17 protein-coding genes and 1 other RNA gene are annotated in these 19,672 nt (G+C 60.6%); 12 read left to right on the top strand and 6 right to left on the bottom strand.

Annotated features, from left to right (window positions below; all coding sequences use genetic code 11):
- Positions 1 to 540 precede the first annotated feature (540 nt).
- Together MHY08_RS01330 and MHY08_RS01325 are read right to left on the bottom strand one after the other, a co-directional pair.
- Positions 541 to 1,548 carry an SURF1 family protein gene (locus MHY08_RS01330; protein WP_239234855.1) on the bottom strand — a complete coding sequence of 336 codons (1,008 nt, stop codon included), beginning with the start codon at positions 1,546 to 1,548 and terminating at the stop codon, positions 541 to 543.
- 10 nt (positions 1,549 to 1,558) lie between these two features.
- Complete coding sequence (locus MHY08_RS01325) at positions 1,559 to 2,050, bottom strand: low molecular weight protein-tyrosine-phosphatase (RefSeq protein WP_239234853.1); 492 nt, start codon at positions 2,048 to 2,050, stop codon at positions 1,559 to 1,561.
- Positions 2,051 to 2,145: 95 nt separating this feature from the next.
- Between MHY08_RS01325 and MHY08_RS01320 the strand changes: the two genes are divergently transcribed.
- The 5 genes from MHY08_RS01320 to MHY08_RS01300 all read left to right on the top strand — a co-directional run bounded on the left by MHY08_RS01320 (position 2,146) and on the right by MHY08_RS01300 (position 7,015).
- Positions 2,146 to 3,285 carry a Nif3-like dinuclear metal center hexameric protein gene (locus tag MHY08_RS01320; RefSeq protein ID WP_204611351.1) on the top strand — a complete coding sequence of 380 codons (1,140 nt, stop codon included), beginning with the start codon at positions 2,146 to 2,148 and terminating at the stop codon, positions 3,283 to 3,285.
- Positions 3,286 to 4,002, top strand: a complete 717-nt coding sequence (locus MHY08_RS01315; protein ID WP_005324390.1) for a zinc ribbon domain-containing protein — start codon at positions 3,286 to 3,288, stop codon at positions 4,000 to 4,002.
- Positions 4,002 to 5,132 carry a bifunctional RNase H/acid phosphatase gene (locus MHY08_RS01310; protein ID WP_204611353.1) on the top strand — a complete coding sequence of 377 codons (1,131 nt, stop codon included), beginning with the start codon at positions 4,002 to 4,004 and terminating at the stop codon, positions 5,130 to 5,132. The genes MHY08_RS01315 and MHY08_RS01310 overlap by 1 nt, the downstream gene beginning before the upstream one ends.
- 15 nt (positions 5,133 to 5,147) lie before the next feature.
- An RNA gene (gene rnpB / locus MHY08_RS01305) (RNase P RNA component class A) lies at positions 5,148 to 5,595 on the top strand.
- A gap of 25 nt (positions 5,596 to 5,620) precedes the next feature.
- Positions 5,621 to 7,015 carry an RNB domain-containing ribonuclease gene (locus MHY08_RS01300; RefSeq protein ID WP_204611354.1) on the top strand — a complete coding sequence of 465 codons (1,395 nt, stop codon included), beginning with the start codon at positions 5,621 to 5,623 and terminating at the stop codon, positions 7,013 to 7,015.
- Positions 7,016 to 7,027: 12 nt separating this feature from the next.
- Here MHY08_RS01300 and MHY08_RS01295 read toward each other — a convergent pair whose 3' ends face one another.
- Positions 7,028 to 8,302, bottom strand: a complete 1,275-nt coding sequence (locus tag MHY08_RS01295) for a galactokinase family protein (protein WP_239234851.1) — start codon at positions 8,300 to 8,302, stop codon at positions 7,028 to 7,030.
- 259 nt (positions 8,303 to 8,561) lie between these two features.
- Between MHY08_RS01295 and MHY08_RS01290 the strand changes: the two genes are divergently transcribed.
- Positions 8,562 to 8,750 (top strand): hypothetical protein, encoded by a 189-nt coding sequence (locus MHY08_RS01290; RefSeq protein WP_049361312.1) that lies wholly within the window; start codon positions 8,562 to 8,564, stop codon positions 8,748 to 8,750.
- A gap of 59 nt (positions 8,751 to 8,809) precedes the next feature.
- Here MHY08_RS01290 and MHY08_RS01285 read toward each other — a convergent pair whose 3' ends face one another.
- Positions 8,810 to 10,546 (bottom strand): CYTH and CHAD domain-containing protein, encoded by a 1,737-nt coding sequence (locus tag MHY08_RS01285; RefSeq protein ID WP_239234849.1) that lies wholly within the window; start codon positions 10,544 to 10,546, stop codon positions 8,810 to 8,812.
- Between the two features lie 135 nt (positions 10,547 to 10,681).
- Positions 10,682 to 11,740, bottom strand: coding sequence for a DUF2786 domain-containing protein (locus MHY08_RS01280; protein ID WP_239234847.1), 1,059 nt, complete (start codon positions 11,738 to 11,740; stop codon positions 10,682 to 10,684).
- Positions 11,741 to 11,932: 192 nt separating this feature from the next.
- On the opposite strand from MHY08_RS01280, the gene MHY08_RS01275 reads away from it, so the two are divergent.
- From MHY08_RS01275 to MHY08_RS01250, 6 genes are all read left to right on the top strand, one after another.
- On the top strand, positions 11,933 to 13,270 hold the full coding sequence (locus MHY08_RS01275) for a glutamine synthetase family protein (RefSeq protein WP_005324400.1): 1,338 nt from the start codon (positions 11,933 to 11,935) through the stop codon (positions 13,268 to 13,270).
- 7 nt (positions 13,271 to 13,277) lie between these two features.
- On the top strand, positions 13,278 to 16,349 hold the full coding sequence (locus MHY08_RS01270) for a bifunctional [glutamine synthetase] adenylyltransferase/[glutamine synthetase]-adenylyl-L-tyrosine phosphorylase (RefSeq protein ID WP_239234845.1): 3,072 nt from the start codon (positions 13,278 to 13,280) through the stop codon (positions 16,347 to 16,349).
- A 97-nt stretch (positions 16,350 to 16,446) separates the two neighbouring features.
- Positions 16,447 to 16,791 (top strand): hypothetical protein, encoded by a 345-nt coding sequence (locus MHY08_RS01265; RefSeq protein ID WP_204611362.1) that lies wholly within the window; start codon positions 16,447 to 16,449, stop codon positions 16,789 to 16,791.
- A 10-nt stretch (positions 16,792 to 16,801) separates the two neighbouring features.
- On the top strand, positions 16,802 to 17,251 hold the full coding sequence (locus tag MHY08_RS01260) for a hypothetical protein (RefSeq protein WP_239228274.1): 450 nt from the start codon (positions 16,802 to 16,804) through the stop codon (positions 17,249 to 17,251).
- Positions 17,252 to 17,396: 145 nt separating this feature from the next.
- Positions 17,397 to 17,615 carry a hypothetical protein gene (locus tag MHY08_RS01255; protein ID WP_204611364.1) on the top strand — a complete coding sequence of 73 codons (219 nt, stop codon included), beginning with the start codon at positions 17,397 to 17,399 and terminating at the stop codon, positions 17,613 to 17,615.
- A gap of 10 nt (positions 17,616 to 17,625) precedes the next feature.
- On the top strand, positions 17,626 to 18,333 hold the full coding sequence (locus tag MHY08_RS01250; protein ID WP_239234843.1) for an AAA family ATPase: 708 nt from the start codon (positions 17,626 to 17,628) through the stop codon (positions 18,331 to 18,333).
- A gap of 14 nt (positions 18,334 to 18,347) precedes the next feature.
- Here MHY08_RS01250 and MHY08_RS01245 read toward each other — a convergent pair whose 3' ends face one another.
- Positions 18,348 to 19,655, bottom strand: a complete 1,308-nt coding sequence (locus MHY08_RS01245; RefSeq protein ID WP_239234841.1) for a nitrate/nitrite transporter — start codon at positions 19,653 to 19,655, stop codon at positions 18,348 to 18,350.
- Between the last annotated feature and the right edge of the window lie 17 nt (positions 19,656 to 19,672).

Below are 19,672 nucleotides of genomic sequence, written 5' to 3'. Positions count from 1 at the left end.
TAAACGAGTCTCAAGAACAGCCGGCAGACTCATGGAAGGAGCCCGAGTATCCGGCTGGAAACAAGCCATCAACCAAATGGCCGTGGCCTACCCCGACCGCTTCGACAAATACCTATAAACCCAGCCCCACACACAAACAACTTGACACGCTCGGATGATTTTTACTCATCCCCTCATCGTGAACCTAGGTGCCTAGCACACCGGCATGCCTTTGGCGGTATTTCATGGTCGAAGCTGGAATATACCTTTGGATAAGTGAAATAGTACTAATAACAGCACGCCAGACCAGCTAGCCGTACAACCTCACCAACACATCCTGTCGTTTAGGCCTAAACGACAGCTTGTGTTGTTTTGCGGCGTGTCGAGTTAAACGACATTTTGTGTTGGTGGGCTTAGGCGGCTGGCAGCGTTAAGGAGTTAAAGCCTCGATAGCCAACTTGTGGCCACGTTATGCCCCAAGAGGGGAGGGCATAACGCATTAACGTGGCTGATTCGGGGCCTGGGCGGATGTTCAAGAAATAGCCTAGGCAGGCAGAGGCCCTAGTAGCGCTCGCGGCGGCGCTTGTTCAGCTTGGCGTAGTGATCCGGCTTGGAGTCGCCGTAGCGCGAGCGATTGCGGCGGCTGGCGGCATGCGAGGAGGACGCGGCGGGAACGGCTGGGGCGGTATCGGTGGCGTCGTCAGCGGCCGCGTGGGCGTCGTGCCGGGAGGTCGCAGGGGACGGGGCTTCTACTGGCGCGGAGTCTGCAGCGGAGGCATCCTCGGGCTCGGATGGGGTTGAGGCATCGGCATCGAGAGCGGCGAGGGCCTCTTCTTCCTCGCGCAGGCGGCGGCGCTCCCGGATTTCGGACCATACGAAGTAGCCCAAGCCCAGCGGGGCCATGATGCCGAAGGCAATCCATTGGTAGCCGTAGGAGAGGTGGTTGCCGCGGTCGAGCTGCGGGATCGGCATGGGGTTGAGCACGCCGGGCTGGTCGGCGGAGAGTTGGATGTAGTCGTGGGCCAAGGGGGCGTCGATAAGCGAGGCAATCTGCTTCGTATGGATGGAGTAGACCTGCTGGTAGCCCTCTTGCTTAATGGGTGCGGACTGGTGTTCGGCCTCATCGGCGCGGATCATGCCGGTGAGAGTGGTCTCGCCCGAGGGAGCATCAGGGATATCCGGCACGGCGTTGGCCTCGCCGGCCTTGACCCAGCCGCGGTTAACTAGGATGGTCAGGCCGGAATCGGTGCGAAAGGGAACCAGGGATTGGTAGGACGGACCGGAATCGACAGGGCGCAGGCGCAGTAGCACCTCATCCTGCGGCAGGTAATGGCCGTGCAGGGTGGCGCGGGACCACTCATCGTCCTTGATGGCGCCGTTGCCATCCACGAGGGCTTCCACCGGCTGGGGGTCAGCCTCATAGGCGTGGGTGATGAGCTCGTTGCGTTCCACAATGTCATCGTCCTTGCCCAGCTGCCATGGGGCGAGGACGGTAAAAGCAAGGTAGGAAAATGCCACGACGAAAAGTAGCAGTAGAACCCAACCCGGCTTAAGGAACGTCTTTAGCATGGGGCCTAGTTTAGTCGCGGTTAGCGCGAATCCAATCCAGCAGGCCAGGCACGGCGGCCTCGATATTCTTGCGCGTGGTTTCAAAATCCGCTGCGGAACCGTAATAGGGGTCTGCCACGTCCGCGTCCTCCGGGGAGTTGGGGTCGAAGCTGCGCATCAGGCGAATCTTGTCCGGGTTGATGCCGTGCTCAATGAGGGCCGCGCGGTGGCCCTTGTCCATAGCAATGAAGAGATCAGCGTCCATGTGCTCGGTGCCCAGCTTGGCCGCGCGGTGGGAACCGCCATCGTGGCCGCCGCGGCGCAGCTCAGCAACCGCGCGCTGGTCCGCTCCTTGGCCTACATGCCAGCCGCCGAGGCCGCACGAATCCACGGTGGCAACGAGGTCAAGCATGTCCTTTTCCATTTCATCGCGCACGATGATCTCTGCCATGGGGGAGCGGCAGATATTTCCGGTGCAAACAAAAACGAGGTAAAGGCCGGAGCGGGTATCGGTCTCGGTCATGCGGAAAACCCCTTCGCGCGAATAGTACTGTGGTGCGGAAGATAGGATATAGCAGTAGTAACTATTCCATGAAACGAGCATAAAGGAGCACCTCCATGTCCGCTGTGAGCGTGGGCGATGTCCGCCGCGTACTCGATGAGGCCTACCCGCCGCACCTGGCGGAAAAGTGGGATGCCGTGGGGCTTATCTGCGGCGATCCGGCCGCGGAGGTAAAGCGGGTGGCCTTCGCTTTGGACTGCACCCAAGCGGTGGCCGAGCGCGCGGTGGAGCTCGGCGCGGACATGCTCGTGGTCCACCACCCGTTGCTTTTGCGCGGGGTGGAATCCGTAGCGGCCGATACGCCCAAGGGCAAGGTCGTACACACGCTGGTCAGCAATGGCGTTGCGCTCTTTGCGGCCCACACCAACGCGGATAAGGCGCGGCCGGGCGTCAACGACAAGCTCGCGGAGCTGGTAGGCATCAATCCCGGCCGGCCCATCGTGCCGGAGCCCCAGGGCGTGGATAAGTGGGGCGTGCACGTGCCGGTAGCCGCGGCCGAGGAGGTAAAGCGGGCGCTTTTCGACGCCGGCGCGGGCCACATCGGCGCCTACTCTCACTGCTCCTTCGATATCGCCGGCACGGGCCAATTCCAGCCGGAGGAGGGCGCTGACCCCACCGAGGGTGAGATCGGTGCGCTGCACCGCGGCGAGGAAATCCGCGTCGAGTTCGTCGCCCCGGCCGCACTTCGCTCCTCTTTGCTGAAGGCCCTGCACACCGCCCACCCTTATGAGGTGCCGGCCTATGACATCACGGAAACGGCCGGCCACCAGGACCTGGACAACGCGCTCGGCCTGGGCCGTGTGGGAGAGCTGCCGCAGGAGATGACCCTGCGCGAGTTCACCCAGCAGGTGGCTAATGCCTTGCCGGAGACCGCCTGGGGCATCCGCGCCGCCGGCGATCCGGACCAGAAGGTGCGCACGGTGGCCGTGTCTTCCGGTTCGGGAGATTCTTTCCTCTCCGCGGCCGCGAAGCTAGGCGTGGACGTGTACGTCACCTCGGATCTGCGCCACCACCCGGTGGATGAGCACCTGCGCGCCGGCGGCCCCGCCGTTATCGATACCGCCCACTGGGCCAGCGAATTTCCGTGGACCGCCCAAGCGCGCGATATCGTAGAGGATGCTTTAGAACTGGATACGGAAATTATTAGCCTGCGCACCGACCCGTGGACTATCTCTGCGCACCCAAAGGAGTCATAAGTGAAACTATCGCAAGAACTACAGCCGGTACTGCTGGAGCTGGCCAACCTGGAACGCTCGCAGGGCCATGGCGCTGAGAAGGAAATCCCGGAACAAGCCGAGTATGACAAGGCCAAGGAAGAGCACAAGCGCCTGCTAGATGCCTCCGGTTCTGCGCAGATGGCTGTCGACGACATGGAGACCGAAATCCTGCGCATCCAGGCCGATGAACGCAAGCTACGCCAGCGCGAGCGCGATGATAAGCGCCAGCTCGGCGCCGCAGTAGACCCAGAAACCCGCAAGGATCTGGAGCACGATCTCTATGCCGCCAAGTCCCGCATCGCTGACCTCATGAGCGAGCTGCAGGAGGCGCATAACGAGGTGCACGCGCTGCGGTCCAATCTGGACGTCCACGGCGCGCGCGTTTCTGATTCCGAGCGCAAGCTGGAAAAGCTGCGCCGCGCAGCCGAGGCGGCTAAGGAAGCGGCCGCCAATCAAGAGGATCCGGCCGTGCGCATCGGCGAGCTGCGCGATCAGCTGCCCGCTGGAGTGCTCAGCGAGTACGATACCCAGCGCGAGGAAAATGGCGTAGGTGCCGCCCAGTTCAAGGCCAACCGCGCCTGCGGCGGCTGCTTCATCGTCTTGCCGCCGGCCGAGCAAAACGCTGTGCGCAATGCCCCGGCCGATGAGCTGCCGCAGTGCGGCGATTGCGGCTCCTACCTGGTGCGCCTGGTCTAATGAAGGTCATCATCTACGCCGATGGCGGGTCCCGCGGCAACCCCGGGGTAGCCGGTTCCGGCACCGTTATCTATGACGGCAGTGGGCAGCGCATCCTGCGCGAAATTGTCTACGTGGTAGGCACCAAGTCCACTAATAACGTCGCTGAGTACAACGGCCTGCTGCGCGGCCTTGAAGCCGCCACCGAGATGGGCGCTACCGAGGTGGAATTCCACATGGATTCCAAGTTGGTGGTGGAACAAATCAACGGCCGCTGGAAGATCAAGCACCCTGACATGCAGAAGCTGGCCCTGCGCGCCCGCGAATACATCAACGGCTTTTCCTCTTTCAGCCTGGACTGGGTGCCCCGCGCCAAGAATAAGGTGGCAGACGCCCTGTCCAATGACGCCATGGATGCCGCGGCCGCCGGCCACCCAGAAGGCATCGTGGCCGGTGAAGAAGACGCCGAGCCAGCTCCGGCCGGGGAGCAAGACACCACCGCGCCGCACCCCACCGATTGGCTGGGGGACCGTGGACCTACCACCCGCTTTATCCTGCTTCGCCACGGGCAGACGGAGATGTCGGCCGCCAAGCAATACTCCGGCCGCGCCAATCCGGGCCTTACCGAGCTTGGCCAAAAGCAGGCGCTCGCCGCCGCCCAGGCGCTTGCCGACGCCGACTTTGACGCCATCGTCTGCTCACCCCTGCGCCGCTGCCAAGAGACCGCGGCGGCCGTGGCCAACGGCCGTGATATCGAGGTAGAGACCGTCGACGGCCTCATTGAGGTGGACTTCGGTGCGTGGGAAGGCAAGACCGCCGCCGAGGCCCACCAGCGCGATCCGGAACTTCACGAGGAGTGGCTGCACGATGCGAGCGTCGCCTGTCCGGGCGGCGAATCGCTGCAGGCGGTCAACCGCCGCGTGCGCACCACCCGCAAGGAGCTCCAAGAGCGCTTCGCAGGCAAGACCGTGCTGGTGGTGAGCCACGTCAACCCGATTAAGTCCTTCATCCGCCAAGCACTCGATGCCGGCCCAGCCACCTTTGGGCATCTCTTCCTCGACCTGGCTGCCATTTCGCAGGTGGAGTTCTGGGAAGGCGGCTCTATGGTGCACGGATTTAACGATGTGGGCCACCTGGCAGGCCTGCGCTAGAATAAGGAACGCGAATGAGCCGGCCGGGTGATCGCGTCGCTTCATACGGGCAGCCACGTGCTGCCGCGTGGGCGCCGAGGAAAGTCCGGACTCCACAGAGCACGGTGGTTGCTAACGGCAACCCGGGGAAACCCGCGGGCAAGTGCAACAGAAAGTAGACCGCCTCGTGCCTCCACTTGGTTTCGGCCAAGTTGGAGCCACAAGGTAAGGGTGAAACGGTGCGTTAAGAGCGCACCAGCACCGTCAGCGATGGCGGTGGCTGGGTAAACCCCACCGGGAGCAAGGCATCACGGCCCCGCCACGTTGCGGGGCCCGATCAGGCGTTTTAAGGCTGCTCGCTCGAGCCTGAAGGTAGCTGCTGGAACCAACTGGCAACGGTTGGTCTAGATGGATGTTCACCGCGCGGTGCTTCCCAGGGAGTGCCGCGATGAGACAGAATCCGGCTTATAGGCCGACTCATTCGCCCTACTACGTTTATGGTGGTGGGCATGAAGCTCTACGCCGCCCCGCTCGATTTCCGCGCCATTGCCACAGAATTTTCGGTAGCCACCGATTTTCCGGCCGCGGTCACTGCCCAGGCCGCCCGCGCGCAGGACCGATACGCCGACTCGCGCCGCGACGCCCGCGAAATTCCCTTCGTGACCCTGGATCCCGCCGGCTCCATGGACTTGGATCAGGCAGTCTACATCGAAGAACGCGAGGGCGGATACCGCGTCTTTTATGCCATCGCGGACGTTGCTGCTTTCATCGAGCCCGGCAGCGAGTTAGAGCGCGAATCCTTCCGCCGCGGCCAGACCATCTATCTTCCCGATGAACCCGCGCGCCTGCACCCGCCAGAGCTTTCCGAGGACCGAGCCTCGCTGTTGCCTGGCACCGATAAGCCGGCCGTGTTGTGGACCTTTGACTTGGATGGCAACGGCGAGGTGGAGTCCTTCCACGTCGAGCGCGCGCTCATTTATTCCCAGGCACGCCTGGATTATGAAGGCGCGCACGCGGACCTCGCGGCCGGCAACCTCCACCCATCCATCGCGCTGCTGCCGGTGGTCGGCCGGCTGCGCCAGGAATCTTCCCTGCGCCGCGAGGCCATTTCCTTGCGCCTGCCCTCCCAGCGCGTGGTGGAAAATGACGACGGTACCTTTGAGCTCATCATCGAGCCGCGCTATGAGGTCATGGACTATAACTCCGAAATTTCCCTGTTGGCCGGCATGTGCGCTGGGCGCCTCATGCAGGAAGCTGGTGTGGGCTTCTTGCGCACCCTGCCCGCGGCCGAGCCGGAGCATGAGCGCCAATTTCGCGCCGAGGCTCAGGCCCTAGGCTTTACGCTTGGCGACGCCCCCATTCCCCAATTCCTCCTCACCGTCGACGCCGATTCCCCGCGCGGCATGGCCGTCATGCGCGAAGCCCAAAGCCTTTTGCGCGGAGCCGACTATGCCTGGCTAGGCGAGCAAGAGGCGCAGGTGCACGCCGGTATTGGTGGCTACTATGCCCACGTTACCGCGCCGCTGCGGCGTCTTTCCGATAGGTTCGCCACGGAGGTATGCCTTGCCCTGTGCGGCGGTTATGAGGTTCCCGAGTGGGTAACAGGCAGCGCTACGGAGGTCATCGGGGCGATGCGTTCGACCTCGCAGCTCGCCTCCCAAGTGGATAAGGCCTGCCTGAACCTGACGGAGGCGACTGTGCTGCGACCTTGGCTCGGGACTAATTTTCCGGCCACCGTGGTCCGCGGGGACCCGAAGCGGGACAAGGCACGGATTTTCGTACCGGAGCCACCCGTCTTCGCCCAATGCGTGGGCGCACCGGAAACCGGCAGTGAAACCACTGTCTCACTGGTGACGGCGGATACCGATTCGCGCGAGGTTCTCTTTGCCTGGCCGGCCGACTAGCCGGCAGGGCTCCTAGCCTTCGCCGCGGGCGGCCTCGCCTGGCTGCAGCTCGACGACGAGCAGTCCGTCTTCAGCCAAGTCAGCTGCAAAATTGTGCGCGCTTTTCGCCGGAACATAAGCGATGACCGCGTTCGAGGTGCCGGCATGCGCCGATCGACCCGCAACGGCACCGCGAACCGTGACCAGCTCGGCGAGTTTTTCTGCCGAATCCAAGCCGTAGATATTTGCCAAAGAAGACTGTGACTGCAACAGGATAGGGAAGAGCTCCGCGCCGCGGTGCGAGCGCAGGCAGCGCGCAAACTTTTCTACGCGCTCAGTTTCTTCCTCATAAAAGGCCATCCACTCCGTGGCGGCGCTGATGCTCGGGCGGCCTTCCTCGCCGTAGACCTTGTGCACGGCCTTGAGCCAGTCGAGGACGCGCTGTTGGGCGTCGGGAAGCAGGCGCAGTGAATCGGTGCCAAAGGAATGGCAGGCATCATCAATAAAGCGCTGCCGCTGACGGATATCGGCGATAGCCTTTTCCTCCTGCGCGGAAAAATCTTCCGGCACCGCCACTGCGAAGGCAGCTATCTCGCGGCCTACAAGGTGCGGGGCGTGGGTGACAGAACCATCGGCGTAATCCATGATGCATACGCCCTCACCCGTGCTGCGCAGGGCTGCGCTGTGGCGGGCACGCAAAGGCGGCCGCGCACCAAAGGTAGTAACGGCCTGGGTGCATACATCCGCAACCCGGGCCCTTAGCGGTGCATCCAGGTCCGCATCGGCCCCCATGAGGGCCAGTGCTACAGCGACATCCGCGGCGGCATCTGCACCCAAACCCGCACTTTCCGGAATATCGGAGGCGATGGTGATATCCGCGCCGGCTGTCTCACGAGAGAGCAACTGGCGGTTAATCATCGTGTGGACGATGCCACCCACGCGAGCAGCCAGGCCTCCCTCCGGTGCCGGTGGAATGATTGGCTGTCCCTCTGCATCCGTGGTGGGTTGTTGCGCTGTTGCCAGCTCTGCGAGCGCTTGCAGGCTGATGGAATCATGGGCAGGCTCACCTTCTGCCGGGTGGAAATGTACGGCCACCACGCCGTCGGTGCGCGGGCTTACTGCAGCAGCGGTACGTAGCTTGTCCACGCACATGGCAACAATGCCGCCGAAGTGGTCAATGTGTTCACCAATAAGGGACCACGTTGCCGGTGCGCTAGCGGTATGCGTTGGAGCGCTGCCCGTGAACTCGGTATGTGCTTGGGCGGCGCGCTCGGCTACAAGCTCTGCAGGCGTTGACCACAGTGGCATGGGTGCTAAAGCTCCTTTTCCAGGTTCTGGGACCAGTAGTCTTCGTTGCTACTCGCACGCGGCGGTGCGCTTAAAGCAACGAACGCCCGCCACCTTTTGGTGCAGCGGCGGGGGATACGGCATGGAATCGTATAAAAGAAATGTGCTGCCCCACATTCTAGCGGGCATCCCTTAGACGGCGTGGGTAGTGTGGACACAAACCATACCAGCGGCAGTGCTCAGCCAGTGCCGCTGGCGCTACGACTGAGAGGATAGTTTTATGAGCGATGCAGACCAGAAGTGGTTCTTCGATCCGGCCACCAAGGAAGTCAGCCAAGGCAAAACCTCTGGCTGGGAAAATCGGATGGGCCCGTATGACACCCGTGAAGAAGCAGAAAACGCTATCGAGATTGCCCACGCACGCAACGATGCGGCAGATGCCGCAGACAAAGAGGATGACTGGAAGTAAATAACCTCCAGCCATCTTTTTCTACGCCGTGTTTCCCAGTAACTGTCTGGGAAGCGCGGCTACTTTAGTTTCTTACGCAGCGGCTTAAACGCCGCCTTGATGTCCTTGAAAGACTCGGCGTAATCATCTAGCGCCTTTAGCCCGATGGTGCGCTCGCGCTGATAGAGCAGACCGTAGCCAAAGGTATTTTCCCCACGATGGCGAGCGGACTCTGCCAGCTCGAGCAGCTTATCGCGCGAAGTCACCGAATCCTGGAAGTCACCGAGCACCGACTGCATCTGCTTGCAGGCCTTGTAGAGGCGCTTGGTTTTGAGGTTGGTGGCAGAACCAGCTGCTTCAGCTGCATAGCGCAGCTTCTTTGCTGCCTTGCGCATATCGTGGAAATAATCCTCACGCTCGTGCAGGGACAATTCCTGGTTATCCCAGTTCTCCACGGCCTTCTTATGGCGCTTAACCAGCTTTTTATAGGCCTTTTCAAGGTGCTGCGCCATCACGGTATCCATGTCGGCGGACTTGTCCTTGGACTTCTTTTTCTCCGGCTTGTGCTCGGACTTGTCCGCAGCAGGCGCGCTATCCTCGCTGGATTCGGTAGGGGTAGCGGCGTCCTCTTCCGCAGAGGACTGTTCCTCCGTCGCCTCCGCCTCGCTTGCTGCCGGAACGGACTCCTGCTGCTTATCGGCCGTTGGTGGGTCTGCGAGCAGGCGGTCAAGGGACTCTAGCAGTTCGAGGTAACGCTCGGAATCAAGGGCAGCGATAACGCGACGGTGCGCGCGGCGGTAGGCGGTGCCCATATCTTGTGCAATGTGCTCGCGGGTGGAGTCATCCAAGGTGTCAGAATCTTCGGATTCCAGCAGCTTCTGCCAGCGCTCTTCCACAACTTCCGCATCGCGAGCAACGCCCAAGATGCCGGCGAGCTCCTTGAGCTCGGCTTCAATTTTTTCGATTTCTGGGCCGACCACAATGCCGTGGAAGGTCTGAAGGTGGCTGCGCAGCTCGCGGGTAGCTACACGCATCTGATGCACCGAATCCCACTCATCGCGGCGCACACGTGGATCATAATCAACCAGCTTGTCGCGGTTAGCTTGCAGCGCGGTGATCACGGCGGCGGCAGGGGAGTCTGGATCCACATCCGGTGATACCAGGGCTGGAGGCAGCGGGGCGTTGGCATAAGAATCACCCAAGGCCGATTTCAGCTTGGATGGGGAAGAAGATACGCGAGCGCCGGCACCGATGAGAAGAGAGGTAGCACGGCGAATGAACTGCGTTCCTTCCTCGGTACCAGGTAGCTCACCCGCGAGCTCTACTTCCCACTCGCGCCACGACTGCTGCTGGCCACCAGGAAGGAAGGAAAAGGCGGTGACGTGGTCATCGCAGAATTCTGCTACCGGCTTATTCTCGGTATCCGCTAGGACCATCTCGGTGCGCTTGTTGTCTACCTGAGCAATTGGGGCGAGCTCATTGTGGCGGACAATGGAGCGGACCTGGTGGAGAAGCTCCTCAGGTACTTCGTAGCGGCCATCGACAGGCTCTCCCAATTCTGCGTGGATTTCGGTGCGGCCAGCCTCGCTAGGGATCTTGATATGCCAGCCATCATCATTGCCACCGGTGCGACGGCGGAGGGTGATCTTTGCGTGGGTGAGGCGGAGGTCTTCGGTGTCGTAGTAGATGGCAGAAAGCGCGTGGTGGCGCGTGTCTGCAACGTGGTCAACTCCCTCAAGGCGGGTCAGTTCAGGGAGCTGAGTGGACTCGGCTACGGAGAATTTCGCTTCAACTTCGAGAAAAGACTGTGTAGACATTCACGTACCTTTTACTTTCTAGACCTAATCAATCTCATCGGTGATCTTACCTGTAATGACCTCGTTGTGGTGCCATTATTCGCCCCCGTTCTCTAGCAGGGAACGGGAGCGAAGATGCGTATTGAACAGGGGAAATTACCGTGTAATTTCTGGAACTGAACCGAGCCCTGAGGTGTCTCCTCCTAAGTGAGATTTATCGGCAGCGGCAATGCCATCGTTGATGCCGTGCAGACTGTTCATTGATAGTGACATCTCTGTGAGATTGGGGAAGAGACGGTTGCGGGTATCGATGGCGTGATCGGTGCGTGCTTGCAATGCGGGAAGAGTTTGGGTGGCTACAGCCTCTGCATGGTGTGAGCAATACTGAGACTCACGCAGGTTTTCAGCAATTCCGTCCTCATTGGCTTGGGTGAGCAATTCACCGATGCGGGCTGCATAAGACAGACGGAAGCTGCGGCGATAAGCGGCAGTGGAATTGGTTGCGCGGGCGATTTCCGCTCCATCGCCGTTACGCATAAACCAGTCGCATTGACGGTTGAGGGAGGCAAAAAGGTCGGCGCAATGGGCGGCATCGGCAGGAGCGCCAATCACACAGGCTAGACCTTTGTCATGGATGAGGAGCGTGGTGCATCCATTGGCGTCGGAGATGGTGCTGAGCAGGGAAGCCTGGTGCTTGATGTAGGGCGGGTGTATGTGCACGCGATGAGAAATGAGATCGGGGAGCTCGGATGTAAGCAGATCTTCGATGCGATACTTCTGTTGCAGGGACTGCGCTTTAGAAATAAGAACCTCGGCCTCATCTTCAAAACTGGTGGACTCAGCCTTGCGTAGAAGGCCTAGGACCTTTGCACGAATTTTGCGTTGTTTATCGCTAAGGCCGTCTTCTCGCAAGGATTCGCCAGAGGCCAAAAGTTCAGTATCGCGCAACCTAGGCAGATGAATTAGCTCTTTAATAATGGCGCGCAGCTTATCGCGCGGAATGAAATTTTCTTCCGGCGGTGCCATTTGTAGCCAAGCCTTGCGTAAGGCAGGGGAGGTAATCCGTGCCGGCGCATGGGGGCTAGCACGGTAGATAATGGGATAGGCGTGTGGGCCTAAGACATGCTCTAAATCCGCCGGTGCCCAACCGTGTTGCGCGGCGGTGATGAGGCGTTCGATTACGTGAGCAGAAAGGTCATCGCAGTGTGAGGTCATAAAACTTAGTCCTTTAACAGGTGTACGTGTGTTCGCTTGCTTCTTCAGCAAAGCATGCGCACCAATTGGCACGTGAAGGAAAAGCCCCCGCTAGATACCCCCTAGATACTCTTGCGACCTGCGCATTTCGCCCTGGAAAAACTGTCGCATGAACTGCACATCCCTCGGGGGAGAGCCGGTAAGGTCTAAAGCATGAATAGCCAACACGAATTTGTCTTGCGCACCGTTGAGGAACGCGATATCCGCTTTATCCGCCTGTGGTTTACGGATATTCTGGGCGCCCTCAAATCCGTGGTCATGAGCCCGTCCGAGCTGGAATCGGCCTTTGAAGAAGGTGTTGGCTTTGATGGTTCTTCCGTAGAGGGCTTTTCTCGTATCTCTGAGTCTGACACCATCGCCCTGCCAGATCCCTCCACCTTCCAGATTCTGCCCTTTGATATGGATGAGCCGGACCTGCAATCGGCCCGCATGTTTTGCGATATCGCACAGCCAGACGGCCAACCCTCCATGGTGGACCCGCGCCATATCCTGCGCCGCCAGGTCACCGAGGCCGCTAACGATGGGTTTACCTGCATGGCCTCACCAGAAATCGAGTTCTATCTCCTCGAGCGCGGCCGCGAACTCACCGACTTGGTGCCCACGGACAATGGCGGTTACTTCGACCAAGCAACGCACGATACCGCCCCGCTTTTCCGCAGGAAGGCAATGCTAGCGCTGGAATCGCTGGGAATTGCCACGGAGTTTAGCCACCACGAAACCGCGCCGGGCCAGCAAGAAATTGATCTGCGCCATGCGGACGTGCTCACCATGGCCGATAACATCATGACCTTCCGGCACGTGATCAAGCAGGTGGCCACCAACTCCAACGTGCGCGCCACCTTCATGCCTAAGCCCTTCGAACATTTACCGGGCTCTGGCATGCACACCCACTTGAGCCTTTTTGAAGGCCAATCCAATGCCTTCCACGATCCGGATGATGAATTCTCTTTGTCCCAGACCGGCCGCCAGTTCATCGCCGGCATCCTGGAGCACTCCACGGAGATGTCCGCGATTGTGAATCAGTGGACCAATTCTTATAAGCGCTTGATGTTCGGCAACGAGGCGCCGGGCGCAGCCACCTGGGGAGTATCGAATCGCTCCGCGCTGGTGCGCGTTCCCACCTACCGGCTTACCAAGGAAGAATCGCGCCGGGTAGAAATCCGCTCCATTGATGCCTCGATGAACCCCTACCTGGGCTATGCGGTGCTATTGGCAGCAGGCCTGCGAGGCATCCGCGAAGGCTACGAGCTCGATGATCCGGCCGAGGACGATGTCCACCAGCTCACTCGTCGCGAGCGCCGCGCGATGGGATATAAGGATCTACCCACCAGCCTGGATCAGGCCTTGCGAGAATTTGAAAAATCCGAGTTCATGGCAGAAGTCCTGGGCGAGCACGTCTTTGAGTTCTTCCTGCGCTCCAAGTGGGATGAGTGGCATCACTATCAGAGCCAAATCACCACCTTTGAACTGCGCAATAACCTGAACTTCTAGGAGAAAAATGCGTCCTGCTGCTGTGCCTTCACCGGCCACACTAGGCCTTACCCGCCCGCATGCTGCGCAGGATATTGAGCAGCTGGGGTGGAAGAATCCGGAATCGGTGGATCTGTTGTGGACCCTCGCTGCCGTGGGCGACCCTGACCTGGCGCTCAATAACCTGATCCGCATCTATGAACAAGCCCCTGAGCTCGATGATGCCGTGCGTTCCAATGAAACCTTGCGCGTGCGCCTCTTCGCACTACTGGGGGCGTCGACCGCCTTTGGCGATCATCTCGCGGCGCACCCTGAACTGTGGCGAGAATTAGAAAAACCCCTTCCGCAGTCCGAAGAGATGCTGCAAAGCTTGCTCGGTGCCGTCGATGCCCAGCCTGCAGACTTTGCTCACGACGTGGACCGGCCCGATCCGGCGCGCGAGGACTTGAGCGCGGCGGGCACCTACCGCGCCGGCGAGGGGGAGCATAAGCAGGCGCTGCGCACGACCTACCGCACTTTGATGATGCGCATTGCCGCCTGCGATGTGGCGGGTACCTTCCATTCCCGCAAGGGCCAGACCAGGCAGCAGCCGGAGGTAGGATTCCGCCAGATTGCGGCGCTGACCACCGCGCTTGCCGACGCCGCCTTAACCGCCTCCCTTGCCTGCGCCGTGCGCACCATCTACGGCGATGAACCCTTGGACGCCCAGCTGGCAGTCATGGCGATGGGCAAGTGTGGCGCAGGCGAGCTGAACTATATCTCCGATGTGGACGTCATCTTCGTCGGCAGCGAGGCAACCCCTAGGGCCACGCGGCTAGCGGCGGAGTTTAATCGCATTGGATCCACCACCTTTTTCGAGGTGGATGCGAACCTGCGCCCCGAGGGAAAGTCGGGCGCATTGGTGCGCACTTTGGAATCACACGTGGCTTACTACAAGCGTTGGGCGGAGACGTGGGAATTCCAGGCGCTCCTTAAAGCGCGTGCTATGACGGGCTACCTCCCACTAGGCCAGGACTATTTGGACCAGATTCGCCCGATGGTGTGGACGGCGTCGCAGCGCGAGTCTTTTGTTGAGGATGTACAGGCGATGCGCCGCCGGGTGCTGGCCAATGTTCCCGCAGAGCTCAAGCACCGCGAGCTGAAGCTAGGCGTGGGCGGCCTACGCGATATCGAATTTGCGGTCCAGCTTTTGCAATTGGTCCATGGTCGCTCTGATGAGACGCTGCGCGCGCTTTCCACGGTGGAGGCGTTGGAGGCGCTGATTTCAGCGGGGTACGTCGGCCGCGAGGACGGCACCCAGCTCATTGAAGCCTATGAGTTTCTGCGCCTGCTTGAGCACCGCCTGCAATTGGAGCGCTTCCGCCGCACGCACACGCTGCCGGAAAAGGACGATGAAGAGGGGATGAAGTGGCTGGCGCGCATCGCCGGCTTTTATCCGCAGGGCACCAAGTCGGCGGCCGAGCGCATGCTGTCGCACCTGCGCCGGATTCGACTGCGGATCTCCGAGCTGCACTCGCGCCTGTTCTACCGGCCGCTGCTTAATTCCGTGGTCACCATGTCCGCCGATGAGCTCAAGCTTTCGCCGGAGGCCGCCAAGCTGCAGTTGGCCGCGTTGGGCTATAACCACCCCGACCGTGCATTTGAGCACCTGACCTCCTTGGCGGCGGGAACCTCGCGCAAGGCACGCATCCAAGCGATTTTGCTGCCAACCTTGATGGAATGGCTGGCTGATACCGCAGACCCCGATATGGGCCTGTTGAACTATCGCAAGCTCTCGGAGGCCGCGAACGATAGGTCGTGGTTCTTGCGCATGTTGCGCGATGAAGGAATTGTGGGCCAGCGGCTCATGCACATTCTGGGTACCTCGCCGTTTACCTCTGATCTGATCATTAGCGCGCCGGATTCGGTCAAGCAGCTTTCCGACGGCGCCACTGGCCCCAAACTGCTAGAAACCAAGCCCGAACAGGTTTCCAAGGCGCTGGTCAATTCCAGCAAGCGCCACGCCGACCCGGATAAAGCGGTGGCGGTGGCGCGCTCGTTGCGCCGGGTGGAGCTGGCCCGCATCGCCAGTGCGGATTTGCTGGGCTTCATGCCGGTCAAGCAGGTATGTCATGAGCTATCCACAATTTGGGATGCCGTCCTTGAGGCTGCACTTCGCGCCGAGGTGCGCGCGTGGCGCCTTGCCAACGAAGACGCAGAGCCGCCAGCGCGCATCGCCGTTATCGGCATGGGCCGCTTGGGAGGCATGGAGCTGGGCTTTGGCTCAGACGCGGATGTGCTCGTCGTAGCAGAACCCAGCGAACCGGCCGATGACTCTGGTGCGGAAGGGGAGGCCGTGAAGTGGGCCATCGGGATCGTCGATAAGCTTCGGCGCCGCCTGTCTAAGCCTTCGGGCGACCCGCCGCTGGACGTCGATTTGGGCCTGCGCCCAGAGGGCCGCTCTGGTGCGGTGGCACGCACCATCTCCTCCTATGAGCGCTACTACCGTGAGTGGGGCGAGTCTTGGGAGCTGCAGGCTTTGTTGCGCGCGGCCTTCGTGGCTGGCGATAGGGAAGTAGGCGAGCGATTTATGTCCATGGTCGATAGCTTCCGCTACCCAGAAGGCGGCGCCAGCGCATCGACCATTCGCGATATCCGGCGGATGAAGGCGCGCGTGGACAATGAGCGCCTGCCGCGCGGTGCGGACCGCAATACGCATACCAAGCTGGGGCGCGGTGCGCTCTCAGATATTGAATGGACTGTGCAGCTACTGACCATGATGCACGCTCACGAGTATGCCCAGCTGCACGATCCGTCCACGCTGCGTGTGCTCGATGCCTTAGAGGAAAACGCAATCCTGTCTGCCGAGCAGGTCTCGGACCTGCGCGAGGCCTGGCTTATGGCTACCGACGCCCGCAATGCATTGGTGCTTGTGCGCGGCAAGCGCGTGGACCAGTTGCCCGGGCCCGGCCCGCAGCTGGCCCAGGTAGCCGGTGCCGCTGGCTGGCCGCCGGAGGAGAACCAAGAGTTTCTAGAAAACTATTTGAAACTTACCCGCCATGCCCGGAAGGTTGTAGATGAGGTCTTTTGGGGCGAGGAGGAATCCTTCGAGCATTCTTAGAGTTAGCCTTGAAAGTCCCCGTTGTGCGCACCACGGCCTTACTTTTTGCACTTTTGGACTCTAAAGTGGGATGGGAATAAGAAAGGACTGGCTAGTTATGTCTTTTAAGCTGCAACTCGATGTGGACAACGCCACGGTAGGCGAATTATCCGCGCTGCTTTCTGCAGCGCGTGCTGCGGGCGTGCGCGACGGTGACGTCCTCCACCTTGACGGCACCACATTGACCATCGAGGTCTCCACGCCTCGGGAGGAAAAGCCAGTGCCGCCGCGCCCAGAATCAGCACCGCACAATTCTCGCCAGGCCCCTCGCTCGTGGGGGCGCGCCGACCGCATAGGGGAGGCCACCATCCGCTCCATCATCGACGCCCTCAATGATCGCGGCGAGAACCCTCGCGGCAATGACTACGGTTCCTTCGGCGATAGCGCTGGTTACCATGGCTAAAATCAGCGGAGTGTATCGACATAAGCTCATCTACCTGTGGGCCTTTGTAGCCGTGGCCGTCATCGTGGCCATCGCTGTCGGGGTGTGGGCCACCAATCACGATAATCCCCCCAAGGGGACGAAGACAGTGGGCGAGGCCGTGGCCGGTGGCGTGGTCCAAGAAGACATGCCCGCACAGGTCAATGGTGACATCAAGGCCGATGATTCCACCGACGCCAACCGCGTGACCTCCCTGGCGAAGGCGCTGGGCATCCCGCTCAATTCCGTCCCGCGGGATATTACCCAGACGGAAAACGGAAAATCCGATGTGCGCGTCTACCTCGAGCGCGAGCTCAACAGTGCGGTGGAGTCTGGTGACATCAGCGAATCCGATGAAAAGGCAGTCCTCGTAGCATTTGAGCGAGGCCTTGTGATGCCGGCCAGCGATGGCATCGTGGCCGAGAGCTATCCAGCAAACTAGCCCTTTATTTCCTCGCGAACTGGGCGCGAAAATTCAGGCAACCCGCAGCTAGGCGGCATGGCCTTGGCAGTAACTCTTCCTAAGGTAAAACATCACAAATTGGTAACGGGCAAGGTGCTCGGGGCCAAAGCCTCTGGAGGAGACTATGACTTTCAAGACCACGCTGTCGACCGCGGTGGGAGTACTCGCCGCCATTGCCATCCCCATCACCGGCGGGGTAGGGGTGGCTTATGCCGTCAATACCGTGCCGGCCGATAACATCGCTCAATCAGTTCCGGCCGACGATTTGGGAGACCACCTGAAAAACTTTGGCGCGGCGGCAGCGCAAGAAGACGCGCTGCGCGTACTCGATGAACTGAATTAACCTAGGGCCCATGCTGGTTGATGCTCTAAGCCTGAAGTTCAAGCCCGATGACTACCGCGCCGAGCTGCCTGTCTTCGACTACTTAGTTGATTTGGGCAGCTTCAAGCTGCGGAGTCCAGTAACCGTCTTCGTAGGTGAAAACGGCATTGGCAAATCGAGCTTGCTCGCTGGCGTGGCTAGTGATTTGGGCTGTTCACCTGCGGGCGGCCGCATGGATGACCCAGATGAAATCGTTCCTCGCAGCCCCATTCGCTGCGATACAGAGGAAGTGATCCAGCGTGCCTATTTCCTGCGCGCCGAAAAGCACGAGTACTTGATTGGACGTGGGGATTCAGCGGCCGAACGTGGTGGTCGTTCGACTCTTTCTCAGAACGTGGATTTGTCCCGCCGCTCGCACGGGCAATCCGTCTTCGACCTGCTCTATGAGCACATCAATGGCCAAGGCGTGTACATCCTTGATGAGCCAGAATCAGGGTTGTCCGTTATCCGGCAACTGGCCCTCGTAGGGGAAATTGCCCAAGCGGTTGACCGCGGCGCACAGGTCATTATTGCCACGCACTCGCCGATTCTTCTAGCTTGCCCTGGTGCGGACATTGTGGAGCTCAACGATACTGGCTTTGAACGCATCGCCTTCGACGAAGCGGAAGCCGTGGCGGCTACCCGGGAGCTTTTGGCGGACCCTGAGGGAACCGTTCGCTTTATCCTCAACCCGGAGTAAATACCCGACGGTTTCTAGGAAACCTCCACGATGGTGACAGAAGGCCCGTCTTCGCCCGCGCGACGGCGAAGGAAGTGGGTAATGACCACACCAACCATGCCAACTACCCAAACGGCTAGCACCGCAGCCGCGGCGGCAGTGAAATCTGGCATGGAGTATTCAGGGGCGTCCGAGGAGTGGTCCAACACCATGCCGAAAAGCTGCGCGCCCAACATGCCAGAGGTAAAACCGCCCATATTTCCCAAGCCCGTAGCTGTGGCCACCACAGAGCGGTCCATGCGCTCACGCACGATATCGAAGCCGTAGTTAGCCGTCGGTGTGCACAGCGCGGTAATAAAGGACACCACCAAAATCGCGACCAGACCGCTGTCGGTGCCAAAGGTAAAGAAAATCAGCCAGGTCAGTGCGTGAGCCGCGACAAACCCGAGGCTAAGCCACGGGCGGACATGCTGCGCACGGGAGGAAATCTTGCCGTGCAAGGGGCCAACGAAGACCAAAAATACCGCCAGCAAGGTGAGCACCAGGCTGGACTTGGCCTTGGACATCTCCATGCCCTGGGTCATCATAGGCATGCCCCACAGCATGACAAAGACGATGAGCGGGAGCATGCCGATGTAGTGGATGAAGTAGGCCTGCCAGGCCACCGGGGAGCGGAATACCGTTTTCAAGCGGGCCGGGATGCTGGTGGCCTGCGAGTTGGGTGGTTCCTTCTCCGTGGGAATAATCCCCAACTTCTCTGGTGAGTCTGCCACCGCCACGATGGCGGCGATGGCTACCAGGATGCCCACCGCGCCAAGGGTAACGAAGGCAGCGGTCCATCCGGCCGCACCCAGCAACCACAGGAAGGGCACCGCGGAAATGAACTGACCCATCTGCCCTAACGACGACGTCACCTGGGTGAACATGGGGGTGCGGTGCAGTGGGAACCAATAGGGCAGGATGCGCATCACGGAGAGAAAGGCCGTGGCATCGCCTGCGCCGATGAGCACGCGCGCGGCAATGGCTACGCCATAGCTGGTGGTAAATCCCAGGATGACCTGGCCAATGCCCATAATGACGGCGCCGACCACGAGGAGTAAGCGCGGGCCGAATTTATCAATCAAGATGCCGGTGGGGATTTGGGCTAGGGCATACACGCCTAGCTGCACAGAGGTAAAGACTGCGATACGGCCGGCATCGACATCGAAGCGCTCAATGGCATCTAAACCGGCCACACCAAAAGAGGTACGGCCGGTAATCGCTACGAGGTAGACCGCCATGGCGGCTACCCAAATGCTTAAAGCCTGAGTGGTAATGACTTCTCTGGGATTCGGCTGCGACATGGCTGATACCTTACGCC

The organism is Corynebacterium sp. ACRPJ, from assembly GCF_022347345.1.
Taxonomy (GTDB): Bacteria; Actinomycetota; Actinomycetes; order Mycobacteriales; family Mycobacteriaceae; genus Corynebacterium; species Corynebacterium tuberculostearicum_D.
The sequence above is the reverse complement of the archived record's forward strand: the minus strand, read 5'-3'. Positions and strand labels throughout refer to the sequence as shown.

Coding starts and splice junctions, on each gene's coding strand:
- MHY08_RS01330 (WP_239234855.1), bottom strand. CDS start 1,548: ATGCTAAAGACGTTCCTTAAGCCGGGTTGGGTTCTACTGCTACTTTTC.
- MHY08_RS01325 (WP_239234853.1), bottom strand. CDS start 2,050: ATGACCGAGACCGATACCCGCTCCGGCCTTTACCTCGTTTTTGTTTGC.
- MHY08_RS01320 (WP_204611351.1), top strand. CDS start 2,146: ATGTCCGCTGTGAGCGTGGGCGATGTCCGCCGCGTACTCGATGAGGCC.
- MHY08_RS01310 (WP_204611353.1), top strand. CDS start 4,002: ATGAAGGTCATCATCTACGCCGATGGCGGGTCCCGCGGCAACCCCGGG.
- MHY08_RS01300 (WP_204611354.1), top strand. CDS start 5,621: ATGAAGCTCTACGCCGCCCCGCTCGATTTCCGCGCCATTGCCACAGAA.
- MHY08_RS01295 (WP_239234851.1), bottom strand. CDS start 8,302: ATGCCACTGTGGTCAACGCCTGCAGAGCTTGTAGCCGAGCGCGCCGCC.
- MHY08_RS01290 (WP_049361312.1), top strand. CDS start 8,562: ATGAGCGATGCAGACCAGAAGTGGTTCTTCGATCCGGCCACCAAGGAA.
- MHY08_RS01285 (WP_239234849.1), bottom strand. CDS start 10,546: ATGTCTACACAGTCTTTTCTCGAAGTTGAAGCGAAATTCTCCGTAGCC.
- MHY08_RS01280 (WP_239234847.1), bottom strand. CDS start 11,740: ATGACCTCACACTGCGATGACCTTTCTGCTCACGTAATCGAACGCCTC.
- MHY08_RS01275 (WP_005324400.1), top strand. CDS start 11,933: ATGAATAGCCAACACGAATTTGTCTTGCGCACCGTTGAGGAACGCGAT.
- MHY08_RS01270 (WP_239234845.1), top strand. CDS start 13,278: ATGCGTCCTGCTGCTGTGCCTTCACCGGCCACACTAGGCCTTACCCGC.
- MHY08_RS01265 (WP_204611362.1), top strand. CDS start 16,447: ATGTCTTTTAAGCTGCAACTCGATGTGGACAACGCCACGGTAGGCGAA.
- MHY08_RS01255 (WP_204611364.1), top strand. CDS start 17,397: ATGACTTTCAAGACCACGCTGTCGACCGCGGTGGGAGTACTCGCCGCC.
- MHY08_RS01250 (WP_239234843.1), top strand. CDS start 17,626: ATGCTGGTTGATGCTCTAAGCCTGAAGTTCAAGCCCGATGACTACCGC.
- MHY08_RS01245 (WP_239234841.1), bottom strand. CDS start 19,655: ATGTCGCAGCCGAATCCCAGAGAAGTCATTACCACTCAGGCTTTAAGC.